The organism is Paenibacillus senegalimassiliensis (assembly GCF_001486585.1).
GTDB classification, from domain to species: domain Bacteria; phylum Bacillota; class Bacilli; order Paenibacillales; family Paenibacillaceae; genus Fontibacillus; species Fontibacillus senegalimassiliensis.
Window position 1 is genome coordinate 416,182 of the sequence record NZ_LN909044.1, and the last position, 23,135, is coordinate 439,316.

Consider the following 23,135-nt stretch of genomic DNA (forward strand, 5'->3'; position numbering starts at 1 on the left):
TGCTAGAACCCGACTTCATCCCAGTCTCTCAATAAATGCGCCCTCTCAAACACAGGCTTCCCAGGATCAGTTCATTTTTGCGCACAAAAAAAACGACCCGGAAATACCGAATCGTTCGCTCCAAGCCAATTATACTTCTACTTGATCTTTGTTTCGATGTGGAGCCTCTTTCTTGTACAGCTCTCCCCATTCCTTCATTCTTTCAATGATCGGTACTAGCGTAGTACCAAATTCAGTTAATGAGTATTCTACCTTGGGCGGTACCTGACGGTACACCTCACGATGCACAATACCATCCTGCTCCAATTCACGAAGCTGCAAGGTCAGCATCCGCTGGGTAATGGTTGGACAAATCCTCCGAAATTCGTTGAATCGAACCGGCCCGTCCATCAAATGATAGAGCAATAACCCCTTCCACTTGCCACCAATAATATGCAGTGTAAATTCTACAGGACAGCCATCCCCTCTGAAATGGGTCTCATCTCCGTTGACACGACTCGCCATGTCACTCTCCCCTTCTAATAGTATATAAATGCAATCTACATGCTTTTAAGTTCGTACTCTTCATTTTAGGAGATATCCTTGAGATACACAACCTTCTCCATTTATGTAAAAAAAGAAGCTCCCACACATACACCGTGAAGGAACTTCTTCTCCCGAATATAGACAAACGTATAAGTAATTTAAGCCCAAGACGGCTGAATTTTCAATATTGGAGTTTCTTCCTTGACGTTAGCCGTTACCTTATCGGCCTCCACCACAGCTTCCTCTGCTGAAATACGCCATATGTCCGCACCCAGACCCGTCAGTTTCTCCGCCAGGTCCACATAGCCACGATCAATATGATGTGTGCCACTTACTTCTGTCGTTCCGTCAGCCACAAGACCAGCAATAATGAGGGCTGCTCCCGCACGCAAATCCGTCGCGCAGACCTTAGCCCCACTCAGCTTGGCTTTACCGCCCAGAATCGAACTGCGTCCTTCTACCTTAATATCAGCGTTCATTAACCGGAATTGATCCACATGCATGAAGCGGTTCTCAAATACGGTCTCGGTGATGATACTGCTGCCCTCTGATACTAATAGCAAAGCCATCATCTGCGATTGCATGTCGGTTGGGAACCCAGGATAAGGCAAAGTCTTCACATCCACTGACTTTAGTGGCTTATCTGCGATGACGCGGACGCCATTTTCCTTGGCTTCCACTTTAACGCCCATTTCCTCCAGCTTGGCAATCACTGGACCCAAATGGTCGGCAATAGCCCCTTCCACAAACACATTTCCGCCTGTGATTGCAGCGGCAACCATAAATGTCCCCGCTTCAATTCGGTCAGGAATAACGGTGTGCTCGCAACCACGCAGCTTCTCCACACCTTCGATGCGAATCATTCCCGTACCGGCACCACGCACAACGGCTCCCATGCTGTTCAAATAATTGGCCAGGTCCACAATTTCCGGCTCCTTAGCCGCATTCTCAATCAATGTGGTTCCTTCAGCAAGCGTCGCTGCCATCATGATATTTTCCGTAGCACCTACACTGGCAACGTCCAAATATATTTTTGCGCCGCGGAGGCGGCCATTTGATTTCGCTTCTATAAACCCGTGACCGAGGTTAATTTCGGCGCCCATCGCCTCAAAGCCCTTGAGATGCTGGTCAATCGGTCTTGTACCGATCGCGCATCCTCCCGGTAAGGAGATACGAGTAAATCCCGTCCGTGTCAATAGCGGGCCCATGACAAGAAAAGATGCCCGCATTTTTCGCACCCACTCATAAGGCGCTTCACATGAAGCGATTTTGCGTGCATCAACCGTTATCACTTCACGGTCATATGTAACACTCGCCCCAAGTGATTCCAACACTTTATTAATGGTCATCACATCGTCTAATGGAGGGGCATCGCGAATGATGCTAACCCCTTCTTCACCCAATAAAGACGCTGCAATAATCGGCAGCACTGAATTTTTAGCTCCGCTGACTTTCACGTTCCCGGCCAAAACATTGCCACCGCGGACGATAAATTTGCTCATCATGTTTCCCTCCGCGCGTTCATTTTCACTTTTTTCCCGATATGGAAAAAGATTAACCCGTTCATTCCCTAAATTTCATCATATCACCGGTCATTTAAGGCACACAAGGCTCTAATCCTGTCGAAAAAGCGTGTTTTGGCTCAGAATCCGCCGTCAGTCCCGTAAATGGACCTGCTTTCGAGTTGTAGTTCCTATTCACCATTGTTGACACAATGAATCGATGTTATTCGACATTTTCTCTGCTAAGCTTCATTCAGAACATATATCTCAGCATCTGGGTGTACCCCCAATAATCCAATACAAATAAAGCGACATAGCGCCCTAGCACGACGGCCAGCAGAAGCTGCAGCAACTTTCCCTGCGGCCCCTTGGGATTTCGAATAAATAAATCCAGCTTTAAGTTTTGCAGCGCCCACCATGAAGCGGCGACACAGGCCAGTGATACCAGGATAGCCGTCAGGCCACCCGCGCCGACCGAAGCAGATGCCAGGTCGATCGGATTCATAATCTAATCCCCCATCACGTTCTATATTTATGCTGCAAGCCTCTAATCGGTTAATCCGCCAATTATAACCTTTTGAGTTAAATTTCACAATCTGTTAATATATATCGGTCACAAACATGTAAAAATATAGACCCTTTATATCATACTTGCCACCACGCAAATAATCCAGCTTTTCTTTCCTGTGCAAGGGTTTTCATTTTGCTCTAGCCTATAAAAATCAGACTAACGAACTATTCCTGGGATAAAAAAACGGGCACCCCATGAGGTACCCGTTAAGAAAGCCGGATTCCTGCAGCCTTACGGTTTATCGTGGCTGGATACGGTGATCCGGGTAACTGCTCTTTGCAACGCTAATTCAGCCCGACGATGATCAATTCGGTCCTGGTTGCTGCGCGCTGCCAGACGACGTTCGGCACGTTCGCGCGCTGCAATAGCCCGCTCAATGTCGATCTCTTCTGGAAGCTCGGCACTTTCGGCCAATACAATGACCTTATCGCCCTGTATTTCAACGAAGCCACCATGCACCGCAATCGTCGTTGTTTCATTCCCCTTCTTGGCTACCACTGGGGCAACCTGAAGCGGTGTTACCAATGGGATATGCCCTGGCAGAACACCGAGTTCCCCTTCAATACCGCGGACAGTCAGACTGTCCACCTCTTTAGAGAACACCACATGCTCCGGCGTAACAATTTCCAATAATAAGGTGCTCAAGTTTATCCCTCCTGTTCGCGGGACCGTTCATTTCTGAAACATCCGCATTCACGGCGCGGTATTACAGCGTCTTAGCTTTCTCAACAGCTTCTTCAATGGTTCCTACGAACAGGAACGCGGCTTCCGGCAGGTTATCATGCTTGCCTTCCAGAATTTCCTTGAAGCTCCGAACCGTCTCAGTAATCGGTACGTATTTACCCGAAATACCGGTAAATTGCTCGGCCACGTTGAAAGGCTGCGACAAGAAGCGTTCAATCTTCCGTGCGCGAGCTACGAGCGTTTTGTCATCATCCGACAACTCATCCATACCAAGGATGGCAATGATATCTTGAAGCTCCTTGTAACGAGCCAAAATTTGCTTAACGCCTTGAGCTACAGCGTAATGCTCTTCGCCTACGATTTCTGGCGTCAAAATCCGGGAGCTGGAAGCCAGCGGATCTACGGCCGGGAAAATCCCTTTTTCGGAAATTTTCCGTTCCAGGTTGGTCGTTGCGTCAAGGTGAGCAAACGTCGTTGCTGGCGCAGGGTCAGTATAGTCATCGGCAGGTACGTAGATGGCTTGAATTGAAGTAACAGACCCCTTCTTGGTGGAGGTAATCCGTTCTTGCAATTGACCCATTTCCGTTGCCAGCGTTGGTTGGTAACCTACTGCGGAAGGCATACGGCCCAGCAAGGCCGATACTTCAGAACCCGCTTGGGTAAAGCGGAAGATATTGTCGATGAAGAGCAGCACGTCGCGGCCTTCTTCATCACGGAAATATTCGGCCATCGTCAAACCGGTCAAGGCTACGCGCAAGCGAGCACCTGGAGGTTCGTTCATTTGTCCGAACACCATTGCCGTTTTTTCAATAACGCCAGACTCTGTCATTTCCATATAAAGGTCATTACCCTCACGAGTACGTTCCCCTACACCGGCAAATACGGAAATCCCGCCATGTTCATGGGCAATGTTCCGGATAAGTTCCTGAATGGTTACCGTTTTACCTACACCGGCACCACCGAATAGGCCGATCTTACCACCCTTGGCATAAGGCGCCAGAAGGTCGATAACTTTAATCCCGGTTTCCAGCATTTCTGCTTGCGTGGACAAGTCCTCGAATTTTGGCGGTTCCCGGTGAATCGGGAATCTAAGCTCCGTATTGGCTGCTCCCTTGTTATCAATCGTTTCGCCAAGCACGTTAAATACGCGGCTAAGCGTTGCTTCTCCAACCGGAACCGAGATTGGCGCGCCCAAGTCGAACGCTCCCGTTCCGCGAACCAGACCATCCGTTGATGCCATGGCAATACAACGAACCAAGTTGTCGCCGAGATGATTGGAAGCTTCCAGCATCAATGCCGCTTCACCGTCTGGTTTCTCGATTTTTATTGCGTTGAAGATTTCCGGCAGTTGACCACGTTCGAACTCGATGTCGACAACCGGACCCATTACGCTGACAACGCGTCCTTTGTTCATCTTCGTTTCCCTCCTAATAGTGCTACCCGGTACGATCAGCCTTGCGCATTCGCCCCAGCAACAATCTCCGTAATTTCCTGCGTAATCGCCGCTTGACGCGCACGGTTATAAGTCAAGGTCAATTCCCCGATCATTTTGCTTGCGTTCTTTGTTGCACTACCCATTGCCGTCATCTTTGCAGCCAACTCGCCGGCTTTGCCATCAAGCAACGCGCCAAAAATAAGCGTCTCGGCATATTTCGGAAGCAATACTCCCAATACACCCTCCGCTGAAGGCTCATACTCATAGCTGCTGGTTGGTCCGTCATGCTCAACGGAATCGAATGGCAACAAGCGCTCTACCGTCGGTAATTGCGTAATGGCATTTACGAAACGGTTATAACAGATATAGATCTCGTCAAACTGTCCAGCTTCAAAGCCTTGGACCGCTGCATAAGTCAGAGATTTGATATCCGCAAATTTTGGCGCATCAGAGAGCTCAGTCACTTCATGAATTACCGGATAATTACGGCGGTTCAAGTAATCGCGACCTTTGCGTCCAATGACAAACAAATCGTATTCGGATTTGGATGAATGCCGGCTTTGGATCAAGTCCGTCACTCTTCGCAGGATATTGGCATTATAACCGCCTACAAGTCCACCATCCGAGGTAATTACAATGTAAGCCGTTCTCTTCACCGGACGCGACTCAAGCATCGGATGGGTAACCTCTTGGGTCCCTGCCGCAATGCTGGAAACCACTTCCTTCAGCTTATCTGCATAAGGCCGGGAAGCTTGCGCTCTCTCCTGAGCCTTCCGCAGCTTCGCCGAAGCTACCATTTCCATCGCCTTGGTGATTTGCCGGGTATTCTGAACGCTCTTGATTTGACGCTTGATCTCGCGCATCCCTTTTGCCATGATTTCACCACCTCAGAACTTTGGCAAAACATCATTGTGCCAAAGCTATCTTTTTATACAACTGCAGACCGGCATTTTGCTCTATGGCCAAAGCCGGTTTATGCAGCTCATATTATGCCAGCGTCGCGAAACCGCGTTTAAATTGCTCAATGACTTCCTTCAACTTCGCTTCGTTGTCTGCCGTCAGATCCTTGGTATCGCGGATCGATTGCAGTACATCATCATGCTGATGTTGAATGAAGGACAAGAATTCTGACTCAAAGCGGCGAACATCAGTCAACGGGATATCATCCAGATAACCTTTGACTGCGGTATACAAACTCACAACTTGAAGTTCAACAACCAGCGGTTGATTGACACCTTGCTTCAGGATTTCCATCATGCGCGATCCACGAGTCAATCGGGCTTGTGTCGATTTATCCAAGTCGGAACCGAATTGGGAGAACGCTTGAAGTTCCCGATACTGAGCCAGATCCAAACGCAACGTACCTGCAACCTTCTTCATGGCTTTGATTTGTGCGGAACCCCCTACCCGAGATACGGAGATACCTACGTTAACCGCCGGACGTTGACCCGCATGGAACAAGTCAGCTTCAAGGAAGATTTGTCCGTCAGTAATCGATATCACGTTGGTCGGGATATAGGCCGATACGTCAGAAGCTTGCGTTTCAATGAAAGGCAGCGCCGTAATCGATCCGCCACCAAGCTCATCACTCAGTTTTGCAGCACGTTCAAGCAAGCGGGAATGCAAGTAGAAGACATCACCTGGGAATGCTTCACGACCCGGTGGACGACGAAGCAGCAAGGACAATTCGCGGTAAGCCGCAGCTTGCTTCGACAAGTCATCATAAATAATAAGTACATGCTCGCCCTTATACATGAAGTATTCGCCCATCGCAACACCTGCGTATGGAGCAATGTACAATAATGGTGATGGGTCAGAAGCTGCAGCGGTAACCACAATCGTGTAGTCCAGTGCACCATAACGACGCAATGTTTCCACTACGTTAACAACAGTGGATTGCTTTTGGCCGATAGCGACGTAGATACATTTCACGCCATTACCTTTTTGGTTAATAATTGTATCAATGGCAATCGCCGTTTTACCCGTTTGACGGTCGCCGATGATCAGTTCCCGTTGGCCACGGCCAATCGGAACCATCGAGTCGATCGCTTTAATCCCGGTTTGCATCGGTTCATGAACGGATTTCCGGTCGATAACCCCAGGAGAATTGTTTTCTACTGGACGGAATTCTGTCGTTTCCACAGGTCCCTTGCCGTCTACCGGCTGACCCAGTGGGTTAACAACACGACCCAGCAAAGCGTCCCCTACAGGGACCTGCATAATTTGTCCTGTACGTTTTACTTCGTCACCTTCGCGAATTTCGCTGTAAGGACCAAGAATAACGACACCGACATTACTTTCTTCCAGGTTAAGAGCAAGACCAAAAACGCCGTTCTCAAACTCTAACAGTTCGTTTGCCATGGCGTTCTCTAGTCCGTGGACACGGGCGATACCATCACCAACTTGAATAACGGTGCCGACTTCGGCCACTTCAATTTCTGATTTATATTGTTCGATCTGACTTTTAATCAGTGTACTGATCTCTTCAGGTCTGATACTCAAGTGTTTCACCCCTATCTACAGTGCTTGTCTTCGAAAAGACTTTTCGAGCCGTTCCAACTTGCCTGCAAGACTTCCGTCATAGACCGTATCGCCGATACGAATTTTGATGCCGCCGAGCAGGCTCTTATCAAGCTGTACCTGAACACGCAATTTCTTCTTCAGCAGTTCACCGAACTCCTTGGCAATCGCCTGCTGTTCTTCCTCACCAAGCGGAAATGCGGTATACACGGTAGCGTTGGCCAATCCGAGCGCATCACTCGCAACCTTCACGTAGCTATCCAGAAGGTCGGGCAAAATATCGAGTCTGCCGCGCTCCACCAGCAATTTAGCTAGAGAAGCAACGGACTCTGATAATTTCCCTTCCAATGCACCTTGAAGGGCATTCCATTTATCTACTTCCGAGAACTTCGGACTCAGCAGAAATTTCCGCACATCAGAATCGTCATGGAGCGCAGCTACTAGAGCACCAAGCTCTTGTTCCACTTCCAAAGTACGTTCCTCTTTAGCGGCAATTTCATACAGTGCCTTAGCATATCGGCCAGCTACAACCGTATTGCGGCTCATGATTTAGTACCCACTTCGCTCAAATACTGATTGACGAGCTTCTCTTGCTCGGCCGGATTACTCTCTACCTCACGCCCAATCAGCTTGGAAGCGATATTTACGGAATAAGAGCCAATCTCGCCGCGCAGGGCATCCAATGTTTTCTTTCTTTCGCTTTCGATATCGCGAATGGCTTCTTCTTTCAGGCGCGTTGCATCATGCTTGGCTTGCTCCAGCAATTCATGCGCTTGCTTGCTGCTGCTTTGCTTGGACTGCTCGATAATGCCATAAGCCTCCTGGCGAGCTTGTTGAAGTGCTGCTTTCTGCTCTTCCACAAAGACCGTAGCCTGCTCCCGGGTTTGCTTTGCCTCTTCCAACTGGCCAAGTACCAACTCACGGCGTTTCTCCATTACTGCAAAAAGCTTGCCAAAAGCAAATTTATTCAACAGCCAATAAAGGATACCGAATGCAAGCATGGTAATCACAATATTTTCCCACAGTACTGTCAACGTTGTCACTCCTTTCCGTTAAGCACGACTGGCATTTCGCCCGTCGAAAATGTCCTCATAAAGCGAAGGCGCGGATGGCACCGGCCCTCCCCGCCAAACCTGTTACTATTATTAGGAGAACATGATCAGGAACGCGATAACTGTTGCCGCGAGCGGAACAACTTCGACGATACCGACACCGATAAACATTGTGGTTTGTAGTTTGTTCGCTGCTTCTGGCTGACGAGCAATGGATTCCACCGTACTTTTTACAATCATACCGTTACCAAGACCTGCGCCAAGCGCACCCAAACCTACTGCAATAGCTGCTGCCAAAAATTCCATCTTTATTATCCTCCTCTAGACCTGTTTGATAGTTTTTTAATCATATAATAGACCTCTGATAGGCTAATCAGCAAAGACTGCCGTCCCAGAGTTTATTAATGCTCTTCCTCGTGAATCGTCGTCTGCGAGATATACACCATCGTCAGGATGGTAAAGATATATGCCTGCAACGCACCAACGAAGACACTGAAGCCCTGCCAGATTCCCATAAACGGAATTCCGTAATATCCCATCTTCAGTATGACCGTAATCAATACCTCACCCGCAAAGATATTGGCGAACAACCGGATCGCCAGCGCGATCGGCTTGGCCAAATTCTCAATAATATTAAGTGGAAGAAAGATCGGGAACGGTTCAATGTAATGCTTGAGATAATGTTTACGGTTGTTACGCAGTCCAAGATAGTTCATCAGAATGAAGACGACGAGGGCAAGTCCTGCTGTAACCGAGATATCAGCCGTCGGTGATTTCCACCATAGAATTTCAGCATGTGCTCCATTCGACAATGTTCTTGTCGCTTCAATCACATGACCAAAAATCATTTCCGGCTTATGCGCTTCGGTAATGAAGCCCATTGGCAATCCAAGCAAGTTAGAAACGAAAATAAAAAGAATCAGTGTGAGTCCCAAGGAAACGTAAGGTTTACCCTTCTTCAAATCCATGGTGCCCCCGATAATGCCCTGAACGAATTCGACAACCCATTCCATAAAGTTTTGCATTTTCGTCGGGTTCTCGACAGAGACATTAGCCACAGCCAATCGGCAGACCAAGAACACGATTCCCATCGTAACCAGGAGCATTAGCACTGCGGATAAATCTAAGTTGAATCCTCCAAGATTGATTATTGGCGCATCATGCATAGTATGTACTCCCCCCCTTCTGGCGTTAGGCTGTTCAAGACTTGTTTCTAAGCCCGACCACAATGCTGGTCGGAATCGTCAACAATTGCGGAACGAAAAAACCGATAAGCGTGCCTGCCAATGAGACTTGCTCCAGCTTAACCGCAACCATGACAGTCAGCAAAACCAAACATATCCTCGTGAGCAACCCGAAACTGAAGCGACTCTTCTCCGTGCTAACTGCTATTTCAGCCAACTGGCGTACCTTGACGGATAGAAACCGCGTGTACGAAAGTCCGCCTACCAAGCCTAGCAGCAAGCCCGCAAACAGAGGTCTTTGCTCCGGGAGTAATACCCATCCAAGCAGCAAAGCGGATAATAACATTAGCGTTGTCCGCGTCACCGTGGCCACTATAGAGTTCAAGTCATCCATCCTTCTCCCCCACAACTTTATAGATGAGGATAAATAAATTGGCGATACCTAACAATAGCCCCGTGATTGTCCCGATTGCAATCCAATACCTAGGACCACCAAGCCATTCCGCCAACCACTTTGAGCCCCAATAGCCGGCAACGATATAAACCGCAAGCATAACACCTGCGCCTCCAATATAGGCGCTCATAAACCAAGGGTTTACATTGTTATCATTTCTTCTCATCTTTGCAATCCCAACTTATTTTACTGAATGTGTCGACTTTTTGTCAACGAAGCAGTAAAGCGAAATAGTGCATCTTCAGGCCCGCAATCTTAAAGAAAGCGCTAAACCATACAGTATAACTGTATGCTATCTTGCTTAAAAACACAATTATTCTTCACTTGAACCTGTGAATTTTCTGTGAAAATCTTCGGGACGCTCGTCCAAAACTCCGAAATGGTGATAAATCGCATTGACGATTCGTTGCGATGCCTTACCGTCACCGTACGGATTAGCTGCCCGACTCATGGATTCATAGACCTGAGAATCGCTGAGCAGCACCTTTGTCCGTTCATAAACCATCTCCTCATCTGTACCGACCAACTCCAACGTTCCCGCTTCGATGCCTTCCGGACGTTCCGTGGTATCCCGCAATACCAAAACAGGCACGCCAAAAGAAGGTGCTTCTTCCTGCAAACCACCCGAGTCCGTAAGTATTAAATGCGTGTGTGGATAGAAATTATGCAAATCCACCACATCCAAAGGGTCGATAAGCTTAATTCGAGGATGATCCCCCAAAGTTCTGTAAGCCGGTTCTTTAACCGCAGGACTCAGGTGGACCGGATAAACAATGGCCACATCCTCGAACTCATCGGCGATTCTTCTTACGGCACGGAAGATGTTCATGTGTGGTTCGCCTTGCGATTCGCGGCGGTGAGCCGTCATTAGAATAAGCCGCTTTCCGGCGGCCCAATCCAGCACAGGGTTATGATAATCAGACTGTACTGTATATTGAAACACATCGGTAACTGTGTTGCCTGTGACATATATAGTTGACTTTTGCTTATTCTCCTTCCTTAAATTCCCTGCTGACCACTCGGTAGGAGAAAAATGTATATCCGCCAAAACGCCAGTCAACTGACGATTCATTTCTTCTGGATAAGGGGACAATTTGTTCCAGGTGCGTAGTCCCGCTTCCACATGGCCCACCTTGATTTGCTGCAAAAATGCCGCATAACTGGCCAGGAACGTTGTCAGCGTATCGCCATGCACAAGTACGATATCCGGCTTGGCTTCACGCAGCACTCCCTCTAGTCCTTCCAGCACACGAATCGTAATTTCATTCAGGCTCTGATTTGGCTTCATGACATCCAGATCATAGTCCGGCACGATCTTGAATACGTCCAGCACCTGATCCAGCATTTCGCGATGCTGTGCCGTCACGCAAACAATCGATTCGATTTGCTCCGGATGCTTCTGTAATTCAAGAATCAATGGAGCCATTTTGATCGCTTCGGGTCTGACGCCGAAGATGGTCATTACCTTAATCTTCCCCATGCTCATTTCCTTCCTTTTAGAGGTAATTTAAAAGTTAGCTTCCCAGCGCGATGTAACTTCGGAGAAGATAATTCGGCATCGAATCTTGAACTCAGCCGGGCCTTCCGTTGCTCACGTAGATCTATCTACGCTCCGCTACTCAGTCCCTAGCTTCATCCAACCTTCTCGACGCTGAAAACCAAACTTTTAAATCTTCATCTCAACGTAATTTAAAAGTTAGCTTCCCAGCGCGATGTGGTTTGGGGCCTACTTGACGCTGAAAACCTAACTTTCAAATCTTCATCCGGTCATACAGCTTATTTCGTGCCGTATAAACGGTCGCCGGCATCGCCAAGACCAGGGATGATATAACCATGCTCATTTAGATGGCTGTCCATTGCGGCAACATAAATATCCACGTCAGGGTGCACATCATGCACGGCCTTCACGCCTTCCGGAGCAGCGATGAGATTCATCATCTTAATCTGCGTACAGCCACGTTTCTTCAAGGCCGTAATTGCCGCAATGGCAGAGCCGCCAGTGGCCAGCATTGGATCGATGACAATGAGTTCACGTTCCTGCACATCCGTCGGCAGTTTAATATAATACTCAACCGGTTGTAATGTATCCGGGTCACGGAACAATCCAACATGACCTACCTTCGCTGCCGGGAGCAGCTTAAGCACGCCATCCAGCATTCCTAGCCCTGCACGCAAAATAGGAATAAGTCCCAGCATTCGGCCGGAGATCACTTTAGATTCCGCTTCAGCAACCGGGGTTTGTACTTTAATCGATTCCAGCGGGATCTCCCGCGTAATTTCATAAGCCATTAAAGTGGCTACCTCATCGACCAACTCACGAAAGTCCTTCGTGTTCGTCCGCATATCGCGGATAAAAGTCAGCTTGTGTTGAATCAAGGGGTGATCGCATACCACCAATTTTGCCATAATCCGTTCGTCCCTCCGCTTTTATTGCTCAGTATCGACTTGCCAGTTCGTTTCTTTTTGCCTCGTACGTCCTACAAATCCCATCTATTATATCACTGTCTTTTTTCGATTGCCACGAACCTTGTCGCCTTTCCCCGGACTGTGCACAAAACGCTCGATCTCCTGGCATCCCATCTGCACTATACACACCCGCATTATCCTTGTAAAAAAAGAACCGGCGCCGCGCCAGACTATGGCGGACAGTGCCGACTCTTTCGTATTGCAATTTGGTCAAATTAAGAATTAACCACTCCGGTAGAAGGTTAACTTCTGAGTGCCAGTTCAGCCAGAGCCAAGGCTCCTGCCAGCCCAGCATTATCGCCAAGACCCGGCGGAACGATATAATCGCCAATATTCTCCTGCAGGCTTGGATGCTGGATGTAACCGTTCAGCAACGTTTGCAGCTTGCTCCCGATCAGCGGGAAGAGTTGACTTTGCTTCATGACCCCGCCGCCCATCACAATCTTTTGCGGGGAGAGAATCAGAACATAACTCATCAGCGCTTGCGCGAGATAGTAGGCCTCCATCTCCCAAGCCGGATGCTCGGGTGGCAAATCGGCACCACCCCTCACACCCCAGCGCTTCACAAGAGCCGGACCCGCAGCGAGCCCCTCCAGGCAATCGCCATGATATGGACAAGTTCCCTCATACGTATCTTCCGGGTGACGCCGCACCAGAATATGCCCCATCTCGGGATGGGAGAGTCCATGGATCAAGCCACCGCCAAGCGCTGCCCCTGCACCGATACCAGTGCCCACCGTAATATACAGACAGTTATCGAGACCTTGAGCCGCACCCCAACGCAGTTCACCAAGAGCTGCACCGTTGACATCCGTATCAAACCCTACTTTACAATCCTTGACCTGCTTGATAGCACCCACGATATCAAAGTTGCTCCAATGCGGTTTAGGTGTAGTTGTAATATATCCATAAGTCGGACTGCCCGGAATCGGATCGATCGGACCAAATGAACCCACTCCGATAGCCTCCACGGACTTATCCTCAAAATATGAAAAGACCTGCTTCATCGTTTCTTCCGGGGTCGTTGTCGGAAAGCTTACACGATCCAGTATCGTTCCATCCTCATGACCAACTCCGCAGACGAACTTGGTCCCCCCAGCCTCAATGGCTCCTAATAATTTCAATAGTGCCAACCTCCAGTATTCAGCTCTTCAAGAAATATGACCATCGTTACCATATCCCTGTATATAAGCAATTATACCATGTAACCAATCCCGATAATAGAACAAAACCTCCGGCCAGAGGGAAGCCCTATTAAGGCATCCCTCCAGGCCGGAGGATGGTAAAAGTTTTATTAGTATTTTAATTCAGGGTACAGTGGATAGCGGTCCGTCAACGCAGACACCTGCTTGCGGGCACGATCAAGAACCCCTTCATCCTTCGTCGATTTCAATACCACTGCAATAATCTGTCCGATTTCACGCATAGCCTGCTCATCCATGCCGCGAGAAGTAGCCGCAGGAGTACCAATACGGATACCACTGGTCACGAACGGGCTGGTTGGGTCAAACGGAATCGCATTTTTGTTGACCGTGATGCCGACAGCATCCAGCACATGCTCAGCTTCTTTACCGGTAATGTTCAGGTTACGTGTATCCACCAGCATCAGGTGATTGTCTGTACCACCGGATACGATGTTAAGCCCTTCACCGATCAGCGTTTCGGCCAGCACCTTAGCATTGTTGACTACGTTTTGCGCATAAGTCTTGAAGGAAGGCTCAAGGGCTTCGCCAAGAGCTACCGCTTTGGAAGCGATGACGTGCATCAGCGGACCGCCTTGTGTACCTGGAAATACCGCTTTATCAACAGCAGCCGCCCAAGGTTGTCTGCACAAGATCATACCACCACGTGGACCGCGCAGCGTCTTATGTGTTGTAGTTGTTACAAAATGCGCATGAGGCACAGGACTAGGATGTAGGCCTGCAGCAACAAGACCCGCAATATGAGCCATATCAACCATGAACAACGCACCTATGTCGTTGGCGATGGAAGCCAGCTTTTCAAAGTCGATGATACGCGGATAAGCACTCGCACCAGCCACAATCATCCGTGGACGATGTTTGAACGCCGTCTTGCGCACTTCATCATAATCGATCAGGAAGGTATCCTCCTGTACGCCATAAGCTACGAAATTATAATATAAGCCAGAAGCGTTCACGGGACTACCGTGCGTCAAATGCCCGCCATGGGCCAGGTTCATCCCAAGTACAGTATCGCCAGGCTTGAGAGCAGCCAGGTATACCGCAAGGTTGGCCTGCGCTCCAGAGTGAGGTTGCACATTGGCGTGTTCGGCTCCAAACAATTCTTTAGCACGATCACGAGCGATGTCTTCTACAATATCCACCTTTTCACAGCCGCCATAATAGCGTTTGCCCGGATAACCTTCTGCATACTTGTTGGTCAGGACAGAGCCCATGGCTTCCATAACCGCTTCGCTAACAATATTCTCTGATGCAATCAGTTCAATATTATTCCGTTGACGCTTGAGTTCCAGGTCCATTGCCTCCAGCACTGCCGGATCTTGCTTTCTCAACTTTTCCATGTTCCATAATCCTCCTCATTCGCACTCCCGCGCTGTTGTTTAATTATTGCCTTTACTACACATAACCTCTGCCACTAATCACAAGTGTGGGAATCCTGCTGTGGCGGCAAGGCATATACCGCCCGTTCTCCGCCAATCAGCTTAGGGCGAGTGATGGCCGCCGTTACCCGCGCATACCCGATCTCACGGATTACCGGTCGAAAAGGTACGGCTACACGTCGCAAATGCATGCCTATCAGCGTTTCCCCGATATCAATACCAGCATGAGCCTGCACCTCTTCCGCCAGGCAAGGAGAGCCCAGCCGACGATAGGCCGCCGCTGCCATCGATCCGCCCGCAGACGGCACAGGCACAGCCGCTACTTCTTCCAGAGACAGGCGCTCAAGCACTTCCCGCTCAAGCACCAACGCCCGATTAAGATGCTCGCAGCACTGAAACGCCAGATCGAAGCCATATTTGCCGCGAATCTCCCAGATGCCCGCGAACAATTCAGCCCCGATCAGTTCTGCACCGGCGGTCCCGATCCGCTTGCCTGCGACCTCACTTGTGCTCGCTCCAACAACCATCAGCTTGCCCGGACCCAGCTTGGCAGCAAGTGCCACTTCCTCCACTACCGCCGCCACTTGCGTCCGAATAGTTCCCAGTACATCCTGCTCCATCACCTTGACGCCTCTTTCCGCTTAGAAGTCATAACAGCCTGTCCTTATTATACCTAAAAGCAGTCCATGACGTACCTTAAAATGATAAGCATGATCAACCAGAGCCTCATTCCTACCAACAAAAAAAGAGCATAACACACACAGGTGTGTCGTGCTCTTTGCCCAGGCGACCGGCCGTATTCTCCGATGCTCCATCGTGGTTTGATCCACTCTCGTCGCCAGTTACATCGGAACAACTCTTGCTGCTTTAAGAATAAAACAACAACCCGACAAATGCAACCATGTTTTACTCAAGCATTGCTGCTCTTCAAAGCCCGCTTTCTCCCCGTTCAAGCTTGTCTATCAACTTGTCCAAGGCCTGCCGAATTTCCGCTGCTGTTCGGTCATAATCCTGGCGCGACCCGCCAAACGGGTCAGAGATATCATAAGCCGGCATCCGCTGCTGCAATTCACGCACCTGACGCGCCTGTTCCTCCGTCCATTCACGGCCAAGCGCCCGAGCCAGCTCCCATTCCGCAGTCAAGCGCCGCAACTCTTCCAGATCGGCCAACACTTTGGCGTTATCCTCGGCATATTCCTTTAAAGTGTAAATTTTCTCAGCCGTCCCAGGGAAAGCCTGCACGACCTGCCGCTTATGTCCCTGAGTCAATGTCAAGATCAAATCCGCCCATTCCGTCAATTGGGCTTGGAGCGGCGTAGATGCAAAAGCTTCGGCAATCCCATGATCGCGAAGCACCGCTTCAGCATGCCGGGATATGGAAGCGCCCGACACCGCCGCTACTCCGGCAGAGCGCACCTCCACATTAACCCCTCGTTCATGAGCCAGCTTGCGCAGCAGCGCCTCTGCCATAGGGCTGCGGCAGGTGTTCCCTGTGCATACAAATAAAATGCGCATGCCCTATCACCTCCATGTTGTATTCTGTAAGTATATAAGTTGAACTTATATTTAACGCAAAGAAGCAGACGAGAAAATGTTCTTACGATCGCTGTTGCTCACAGATTTCTTTTATTCAATAAATTCTTATAGGGTAGAAATCCGTTCACAAAGGCGAACGCTCCGCTTCTTCAGAATCATTTTTCTCGCTTGCTTGTTATGCTTTTTCTTTGATTCAACTTATATAGTATTGTATCAAAAGATGAAGAGCAGACCAAAAGCCAATAAAATAGCTCCTCCCGCCGCTTCACCATATTCTCCAAATCTTCGGCCCATTCCCCTGCCCATAGCCAAACCCGCGAGCGACATCACTCCGCCAAAGAAGCCGAAAGCGAGTACCGTAAACAACCAGTCCCCGCGGAACATCCCCAATGAGACACCCACGGAAAATGAGTCCAGGCTGACGCTGAGCGAGAACAAAATGACCCCCACCCAGGAATGAGGATTGACCCGCTGCACGCCTCCCCCACGAATCGAGCTGATGACCATATGGCCACCCAGCAGGCAGAGAAGTCCACCTGCAACGTATTGAGCAAGGTTGCCCAGGAGCACGCCAACATACTGTCCCGCCACGATACCAAGGAGCGGCATCAGCACATGGAACAGTGCCACCATCAATCCAATGCGTAGCGCCACTTGCCGCCGAATTCCCTTCATGCCCATGCCGATTCCCAGAGAAAAGGCATCCATCCCCAGGGCGACCGCCATTAACAGAATGGTCAGCAGCTCCCCGAGACGCTCATAAGCCTCCGCCATAACCCATGTCCCCCATGTCCGAGTAGTTTGTACAACCATATGCGGACAAGGACAAGATCATGACTTGAGATATGCCTACTCTGTCTCCCAACCTGCAAACAGATCCATCTGCCGGGGCGGAAGCTCGCGGGGCGGCATACCAAGAATCTCGCGCATTTCCAGCGCATTGCCTGCGGCATCCCCGCCAGAGTTATTGTTGAACACCATGCAAATCTCACGTGTCCCCTTGGCAAGTAACTCCTGTAATTGCTCCTGCCATTCCAACAATTCTTCGCGCGAATACCGGTACAGATTGCGAAGCTCCCGCCAGCGCGGGGAACTTCCTTGGCTCCAGCCTGCGGCATTCCTGCCGTGTAGCCGCACCAGCGTCAATGCCGGAGAGGTCGGTTGCAGCACGATAGGCACTGAACCCAAGCCAATTTGAGGCTCATCGCATACAACGTGAATCCAGCCTTCCTCACGCATGAATTCCAAGGTACGCTCTTTCGTTACGGAGGCAAACCAGCTCTGATGACGAAATTCCAGGGCGAGCGGCAAATCACCCATCCATTTGCGGACAGCACGAAGCTGGCGAATATGTTCCGGTACACAATCGAACCATGGCGGAAACTGAAACAGCACTGCTTTCAAACGCCCCGCGTCAGCCATTGGCTGAATCGAATCAAGATACGCCTGAAACATCTCGCCTGGGGTAGCGAATGGCGATTTCCCGCGCATATGTCCAGTCATCCCCTGGTAGGCCTTCATCACGAAAGTAAAATTCTTTGGAGTCTCGGCAAGCCAGCGTTCGTACACCGTCTGATTTTGGATGGCATAAAAAGAGCTATCTACTTCTACCATAGAAAAATAACGCGCGTACATCGACAATTTATCTCTAGCGGGCAACCGGGGAGGGTATAGATCGTCATGATCTCCCCAGCCGCTTAACCCGATCTGGATCATGGCTTACTTGCTCACCCCGCTTCTATGATGATTCGCCGGCATCAATGACCTGATGACCGGCGGCTTTCAGTAGCCGGTTCATCACGGCTGAGCCGAGTCCTTTCTCAGGACAGGACTCGGCAAGAATGTAAGTGACGCCGCATTCATCGAAGCGGCGGAGCGCTGCATAAAGACGGTGCGCCGCCGTCTCCAGCTCGGACTCGCGGCCGAGCGAGAGCGCGCAGTCCGCGCGGTAGGACGGGAGGCGCTCCCGTGGGGAGACGGCGCCCGGGGCCACGGGCAGCACCAACGTCAGCGGCCCGGGCCAGAACGCCTCCATCAGCCGCCGTGCCGTCTCGTTCACCTCTGTGACGAGACCCTCTAGCTGGCTAATGTCGGCAATATGCACGATGAGCGGGTTATCCGACGGTCGGCCCTTGGCGGCGAAGATCGCCTCCACCGCCGCCGTATTCCGCGCATCCGCACCAAGCCCATACACCGTCTCCGTCGGGAAGGCCACCGTCCCGCCAGACGCCAGAAGACCAGCAGCTTCCGCCAAGGCGCTCCGCTCGTCCTCCACCGAAGTTGCGGGCGAAGCGGAGTACACTTCCTCCACCATGCCAGCAACAGACTCGCCTACCCCCAGCGTCCACCAACGAGTATGCTTATGTTCTCCCTCTGTCAAAGGCGGCAAGCCCTTATCATTCTTTTGCTCCTCACTCTTAAGCCAATCTTCGTTGATCTTCATTATTTCTCATCCCAAACATCAAAGTATATGGTCTATTATAACCGAACAAGCCCAGGAAAGCGCCCCTGTTAGGGAATGCGCATATCGGTTTAAGGACTAAGGATTATTAATTACAATATGGATTACTGAATTACCAATTAACCAACTAACATTACCATTTGGGAATTGCGAATTACGAATTGCGAATTTCATATTACGGATTGCACGTGACGGCTACCGCTACTGCTACTCAATGCTAGACTGGATGCCAAAACGAATTTAACAGGAAATCCTCCAGCTAAAATTCACTCTTCACCCCATTTCACAGGATTAACTGGAATTCCTCCAGCTAATATTGCCTCATTCCCCAGAAATGGAGCCAAAGCAACGATTTGTAGGGAGCTTTTCCAGTTAAATATCAAAAATCAGCCCATTTGCGCAAATTAGCGGGAGAATTTCCCACTAGCCCGCAAAGACCTCTTCATGTTTCATGTTTCACGATACACATCACTCATCCAAATCTCCTTGTCATTTTTGTTGGACATTACTCCCAGTTCATCCGATTTTATTGATGTTTAGTTATGCGGTTGGTTTTGAGGAGTTAGCTATTTGACTGGTGTCTAGCTTTAAGACAAAAAAGCAAAACAAAAGGACTTCTCACCCCACGCCTAACTCCCCGTGCAGTTCAAGTCCTTCTCGCTTTCCACCTACAAATATCCTCGAACGAATATACTGCCCATTTCGCGTACCACTTTTACCTTTTATCATCCTAAATATCATTATCAGTGTTGAGCATGTGGCTCAACCAACAGCCGTCATGCAACGAAGCACCGTCCGTTAATCCAGCGCACAGTGCGATCTGTTGGCTCCGCTAGGCGCCGTCTACTCGGCCCCCACTCCAACGAGCAATTTAATTAAGAAAACAAACCTGCTACCCAGTCCCATAGCTTCACCAGCATGTCCCACAGAAAGAAGCGTACTTCCGCGTCTTCCGGGTCTGCCTGAATGGCGCCGGAGGGGGCATCTGCCGAGGCTTGAACTACCCCCGTATCCTTCTGAGTCAGCGCATCTCCGCTGCCTGCATCGATGAAGCACAGTGGCGGAAATAATACGCACCACCAGTTTGCTCCTTTTCCTTGCCCAAGCGTGACGCGCAGCGCCTCGTAATCTCCGGCTGGGTAAACCGCACCACCGTACATTTTGGTTGGAAACGGTACCGTCCCCAGTTCTACTTTGTAACCGTAACTCTTTCCATTATCCTCCAGCGTCCTGGCAATTTGCGCCTCGATCGCTGGCATATTTTCACGAATGACCCGGCGAGCCTCTCCCAGGCTTTGCGGATTTTCAAGCTGGCCCACCCATTCGTTCATTTGCTCAACAACAGCATCGCGAACACGACGCTTCACCACTTGATCGCTAGCCCCATCCGAGTTAGCCAGAATGCGCAAGCGAATGGAATTTTGCGGAATAACTCCTGTAGACTCCGCCGCAGCGGCGGTATCGACCATTTGCCCTTCCCAGGACATCACCAACATCACAAGACTAAAAAAGAAAAGTGCAACTTTCTGATAAAAGGATTTGTCGTTCCCCATAACAAGTGCTCTCCTTAACCTGTAAAACGGTATTTCAGCGGCTGATGTCTATCAGTATGCCCGCTTAAGAGAGCCCTAAACCTATGAAACTACAAATCTATTATTTTTTGTGTAACCTTTCTTTTGACTAGTTTTGTGAAAAACCTAAGCCTGCCCACGTGGAAATTAAAGTGTTTTGGCAACTGCCTGGTAGTTCCAGCCTCAGACCAGCGCTATAGTAACTCCAACGTGTCAGACATGCTTCCAGTCACGCTTCTAATGTTGCCCCTCTGGACGCCCCGGTGCTCTCAGGCTATAACGCGGCCTATGCATATGCTTCTCCTCTTCCTTCTCATGGCCATAGATGCGTATGCTCATCGCAATACCGATACTGGCCATATTAATCAAGAGCGAGGTCCCCCCATGGCTGATAAAGGGCAAAGTAATCCCTGTCAGTGGCATCAAGCCGATGAACATACCGACATTCTCAAAAATTTGATACAGCAGCATAGCTACAATACCCACGATTAAGTATGGCCCACCAGTATCCCGGCATTCCAGGGAAATCAGAATAAGTCGATGGATTAGCACAAAATAAAGCAGCAGCAGTGCCGAACTGCCAATGAAGCCGAATTCCTCGGCAATTACAACAAAGATGGAGTCAGAATACGTCAGCGGCACACGCTCGGACTGCACCATTTCCCCCTTCATATACCCTTCTCCGGTCATCCCACCGGAAGCAATCGCCAGCTTGGCGTTACGGGTATGGTAGGCTGCATCTTCCGTCGCCTTCTCCGGAATCAGCCATGGATCAATCCGGCTAATCCAGTGTTCCCGACCAATCTCTACGAAGAAATCATACACCTGGTCGTGATACGTTTTATAGGCGGTAATTCCACCGATGACAGAGCCGGCAAAAATCACAATGGCAATCAAGGCATGCATATACTTAATGTTGCCAATCCAGAGCATTCCAGCAAGAATGACAACATAACTTAGTGCGTTTCCCAAATCATTTTGCGCCATAACCGCTACGAACGGAATGAATGTCATGAGACAGACTGGCACGACATCACGCCAGAAGGCAAGACGAGGCTTGCGCTTGCGCAGTAGCATAAAGCCCAGGAAGATAACCAGCAGCAGTTTGAAGAACTCCGCCGGTTGGAAGCTTTGCTTAATGATCGGGATGGTTAGCCACCCCTTGGCATTGTAATAAGTATTACCAACGAACATGACAACCAATAGCAGCCCGAAGCCAAAAAGATATAAATAAGGGGCATATTTGATGATCAGTCGATAATCCAGCAAAGAAACGCCGAAAAACACCGCGAAGCCGATCAGGTAATACACCAGCATCCGCAAATGATAACCATGATACGCTGTATTCGACGTTGCACTGTACAGCACGGCAATGCTGATCCCCATCAGTAACACAAGGATAAACACGATGGTGTAATCAATTTTCTTCAGTTTATTCAGCATGATAAGCCCTCTTTTCTTCAAGTCGATCAGCGGACTTTCTAGCTTGCTCGGCTTAAACTTCCCACATCTCTACTTTAAGAGATACGGAGCTAAAGCACAAATGGTTGCTTCTCCTGCAAAAAAAGAACGCCGACATGGATCGTCGGCGTCCAATAAGAAACCTCGGGATAGAAAGGGGGCGCGCAAGGAAGGCTGCACTAGGCGGTACGCAACCCGGGGGTTGCGGAGTAGGCTTCATGCGTAAGTCCTGTAAAGCACTACAAGGCTGACACCGTAGTAGTTAAAGTCACAACTCCCGTAGCAGCGGTAACCGCAAACACTCCAATGGTCTGAATTTTATCAAGTCCAACAGAGAACGTGCTGCCAGCAGCTACCGGCTGGATGAAGCTAGGAGCATTATAACGAGTAATACGAAGCTCGACATTCCCCGCCGTTGCCGTGATTGTGACAACCCCGGCAACACCCAGCGGATCAGGGGCTACGAAATACCCTTGCCCCACACCAGCTCCTTGCGTATAAGGCAGTGTGAAAGTAACAGGCATGTTGAATCTCCTCCTTTCGGGTTATACCACATTCTATGAAACTATTTCATAGTGGTTAGCGACATTTGATTGAGGAGATTCATCCATTTTTTTGAGGTTTTCGGGATAATCAGCTAGATTTCCGGACAATCATCTACTGATCAACTACAACTACATTTTGTTCCGGGCCACGCCCAGCACATGGCGGTCGATGCCGGCCAAATCGGGCACAGTGATGATTTCGTCCCAGTGCCCGGAGGCGCGGAGCAGGTCAGCCACCGCCCCGGCCTGGCCCATGCCAAGCTCGAAGCCAATCAAGCGGGGCGGCTGCGGCAACAAGGCAAGCTGCGCCATCATAATCCGGTAGGGCGCGAGTCCGTCCGGGCCACCGTCCAGCGCGCCGCGCGGCTCGTAATCACGCACCTCCGGCTGAAGGTGCGTGATCTCCTCCGCCGGAATATACGGCGGATTCGACACCAGGATGTCCAGCGGCTGGCCAGCGAACGGTTCAAGCAGGTTCCCCTGCTTGAACGTGACGGCAAGGCCGAGCCGCTGGACATTGGCCTGCGCCACCGCCAGGGCGTCCGGCGAGATATCGCTCGCCGCGACGTGCCACGCCCGTCTCTTAT

26 protein-coding genes and 1 riboswitch are annotated in these 23,135 nt (G+C 49.9%); all 26 genes read right to left on the minus strand.

From position 1 onward, the window contains the following. Positions 1-129 precede the first annotated feature (129 nt). Complete coding sequence (locus BN3279_RS07705) at positions 130-504, minus strand: winged helix-turn-helix transcriptional regulator (protein ID WP_059050052.1); 375 nt, start codon at positions 502-504, stop codon at positions 130-132. A gap of 179 nt (positions 505-683) precedes the next feature. After that, positions 684-2,027, minus strand: coding sequence for a UDP-N-acetylglucosamine 1-carboxyvinyltransferase (murA, locus tag BN3279_RS07710; RefSeq protein ID WP_059050053.1), 1,344 nt, complete (start codon positions 2,025-2,027; stop codon positions 684-686). Positions 2,028-2,280: 253 nt separating this feature from the next. After that, complete coding sequence (locus BN3279_RS07715) at positions 2,281-2,532, minus strand: DUF1146 family protein (protein ID WP_059050054.1); 252 nt, start codon at positions 2,530-2,532, stop codon at positions 2,281-2,283. Between the two features lie 297 nt (positions 2,533-2,829). Further along, positions 2,830-3,243 carry a F0F1 ATP synthase subunit epsilon gene (locus BN3279_RS07720; protein ID WP_059050055.1) on the minus strand — a complete coding sequence of 138 codons (414 nt, stop codon included), beginning with the start codon at positions 3,241-3,243 and terminating at the stop codon, positions 2,830-2,832. Positions 3,244-3,304: 61 nt separating this feature from the next. Then, positions 3,305-4,696, minus strand: a complete 1,392-nt coding sequence (atpD, locus tag BN3279_RS07725; RefSeq protein WP_059050056.1) for a F0F1 ATP synthase subunit beta — start codon at positions 4,694-4,696, stop codon at positions 3,305-3,307. 35 nt (positions 4,697-4,731) lie between these two features. Then, on the minus strand, positions 4,732-5,592 hold the full coding sequence (gene atpG, locus BN3279_RS07730; protein ID WP_059050057.1) for an ATP synthase F1 subunit gamma: 861 nt from the start codon (positions 5,590-5,592) through the stop codon (positions 4,732-4,734). A gap of 112 nt (positions 5,593-5,704) precedes the next feature. Beyond that, positions 5,705-7,219 (minus strand): F0F1 ATP synthase subunit alpha, encoded by a 1,515-nt coding sequence (gene atpA, locus BN3279_RS07735; protein WP_059050058.1) that lies wholly within the window; start codon positions 7,217-7,219, stop codon positions 5,705-5,707. 15 nt (positions 7,220-7,234) lie between these two features. After that, positions 7,235-7,783, minus strand: a complete 549-nt coding sequence (locus BN3279_RS07740) for a F0F1 ATP synthase subunit delta (protein WP_059050059.1) — start codon at positions 7,781-7,783, stop codon at positions 7,235-7,237. Next, positions 7,780-8,271 (minus strand): F0F1 ATP synthase subunit B, encoded by a 492-nt coding sequence (gene atpF / locus BN3279_RS07745; RefSeq protein WP_059050060.1) that lies wholly within the window; start codon positions 8,269-8,271, stop codon positions 7,780-7,782. Before atpF ends, BN3279_RS07740 begins: the two co-directional genes overlap by 4 nt. 111 nt (positions 8,272-8,382) lie before the next feature. Continuing rightward, positions 8,383-8,595, minus strand: a complete 213-nt coding sequence (gene atpE / locus BN3279_RS07750) for a F0F1 ATP synthase subunit C (RefSeq protein ID WP_059050061.1) — start codon at positions 8,593-8,595, stop codon at positions 8,383-8,385. Between the two features lie 95 nt (positions 8,596-8,690). Next, positions 8,691-9,455 (minus strand): F0F1 ATP synthase subunit A, encoded by a 765-nt coding sequence (atpB, locus tag BN3279_RS07755; protein ID WP_059050062.1) that lies wholly within the window; start codon positions 9,453-9,455, stop codon positions 8,691-8,693. Positions 9,456-9,489: 34 nt separating this feature from the next. Continuing rightward, complete coding sequence (locus tag BN3279_RS07760) at positions 9,490-9,867, minus strand: ATP synthase subunit I (protein ID WP_059050063.1); 378 nt, start codon at positions 9,865-9,867, stop codon at positions 9,490-9,492. Next, positions 9,860-10,057, minus strand: a complete 198-nt coding sequence (locus BN3279_RS07765) for an AtpZ/AtpI family protein (protein ID WP_187377771.1) — start codon at positions 10,055-10,057, stop codon at positions 9,860-9,862. Before BN3279_RS07765 ends, BN3279_RS07760 begins: the two co-directional genes overlap by 8 nt. Positions 10,058-10,240: 183 nt before the next feature. Beyond that, on the minus strand, positions 10,241-11,407 hold the full coding sequence (wecB, locus tag BN3279_RS07770) for a non-hydrolyzing UDP-N-acetylglucosamine 2-epimerase (protein ID WP_059050065.1): 1,167 nt from the start codon (positions 11,405-11,407) through the stop codon (positions 10,241-10,243). A gap of 296 nt (positions 11,408-11,703) precedes the next feature. Next, on the minus strand, positions 11,704-12,333 hold the full coding sequence (gene upp / locus BN3279_RS07775) for a uracil phosphoribosyltransferase (RefSeq protein ID WP_059050066.1): 630 nt from the start codon (positions 12,331-12,333) through the stop codon (positions 11,704-11,706). 302 nt (positions 12,334-12,635) lie between these two features. Continuing rightward, a complete protein-coding gene (locus tag BN3279_RS07780) occupies positions 12,636-13,517 on the minus strand; it encodes an ROK family protein (RefSeq protein WP_059050067.1) in 882 nt (293 codons plus the stop codon). 170 nt (positions 13,518-13,687) lie between these two features. Beyond that, positions 13,688-14,935 carry a serine hydroxymethyltransferase gene (locus BN3279_RS07785; protein ID WP_059050068.1) on the minus strand — a complete coding sequence of 416 codons (1,248 nt, stop codon included), beginning with the start codon at positions 14,933-14,935 and terminating at the stop codon, positions 13,688-13,690. 74 nt (positions 14,936-15,009) lie between these two features. Further along, positions 15,010-15,594, minus strand: a complete 585-nt coding sequence (locus tag BN3279_RS07790; RefSeq protein ID WP_059050069.1) for a TIGR01440 family protein — start codon at positions 15,592-15,594, stop codon at positions 15,010-15,012. Between the two features lie 153 nt (positions 15,595-15,747). Further along, positions 15,748-15,830: riboswitch (ZMP/ZTP riboswitch) on the minus strand. A gap of 71 nt (positions 15,831-15,901) precedes the next feature. Beyond that, positions 15,902-16,489: a low molecular weight protein arginine phosphatase gene (locus BN3279_RS07795; protein WP_059050070.1), complete on the minus strand. Its 588-nt coding sequence runs from the start codon at positions 16,487-16,489 to the stop codon at positions 15,902-15,904. Between the two features lie 234 nt (positions 16,490-16,723). Beyond that, the gene (locus BN3279_RS07800; protein WP_059050071.1) at positions 16,724-17,284 is read right to left on the minus strand and encodes a manganese efflux pump MntP; all 561 of its coding nucleotides are present in this window, start codon (positions 17,282-17,284) and stop codon (positions 16,724-16,726) included. 75 nt (positions 17,285-17,359) lie between these two features. Then, positions 17,360-18,226 carry a DUF72 domain-containing protein gene (locus tag BN3279_RS07805; RefSeq protein WP_059050072.1) on the minus strand — a complete coding sequence of 289 codons (867 nt, stop codon included), beginning with the start codon at positions 18,224-18,226 and terminating at the stop codon, positions 17,360-17,362. 22 nt (positions 18,227-18,248) lie between these two features. After that, the gene (locus BN3279_RS07810; RefSeq protein WP_059050073.1) at positions 18,249-18,953 is read right to left on the minus strand and encodes an L-threonylcarbamoyladenylate synthase; all 705 of its coding nucleotides are present in this window, start codon (positions 18,951-18,953) and stop codon (positions 18,249-18,251) included. An 893-nt stretch (positions 18,954-19,846) separates the two neighbouring features. Next, positions 19,847-20,524 (minus strand): stage II sporulation protein R, encoded by a 678-nt coding sequence (gene spoIIR, locus BN3279_RS07815; RefSeq protein ID WP_059050074.1) that lies wholly within the window; start codon positions 20,522-20,524, stop codon positions 19,847-19,849. Positions 20,525-20,779: 255 nt separating this feature from the next. Continuing rightward, positions 20,780-21,985, minus strand: coding sequence for an FtsW/RodA/SpoVE family cell cycle protein (locus tag BN3279_RS07820; RefSeq protein WP_059050075.1), 1,206 nt, complete (start codon positions 21,983-21,985; stop codon positions 20,780-20,782). A gap of 257 nt (positions 21,986-22,242) precedes the next feature. Then, positions 22,243-22,527, minus strand: coding sequence for a hypothetical protein (locus BN3279_RS07825; protein WP_059050076.1), 285 nt, complete (start codon positions 22,525-22,527; stop codon positions 22,243-22,245). A 150-nt stretch (positions 22,528-22,677) separates the two neighbouring features. Continuing rightward, positions 22,678-23,135: N5-glutamine methyltransferase family protein (locus BN3279_RS07830; RefSeq protein ID WP_148466826.1), on the minus strand; the 458-nt coding region annotated here is incomplete at its 5' end.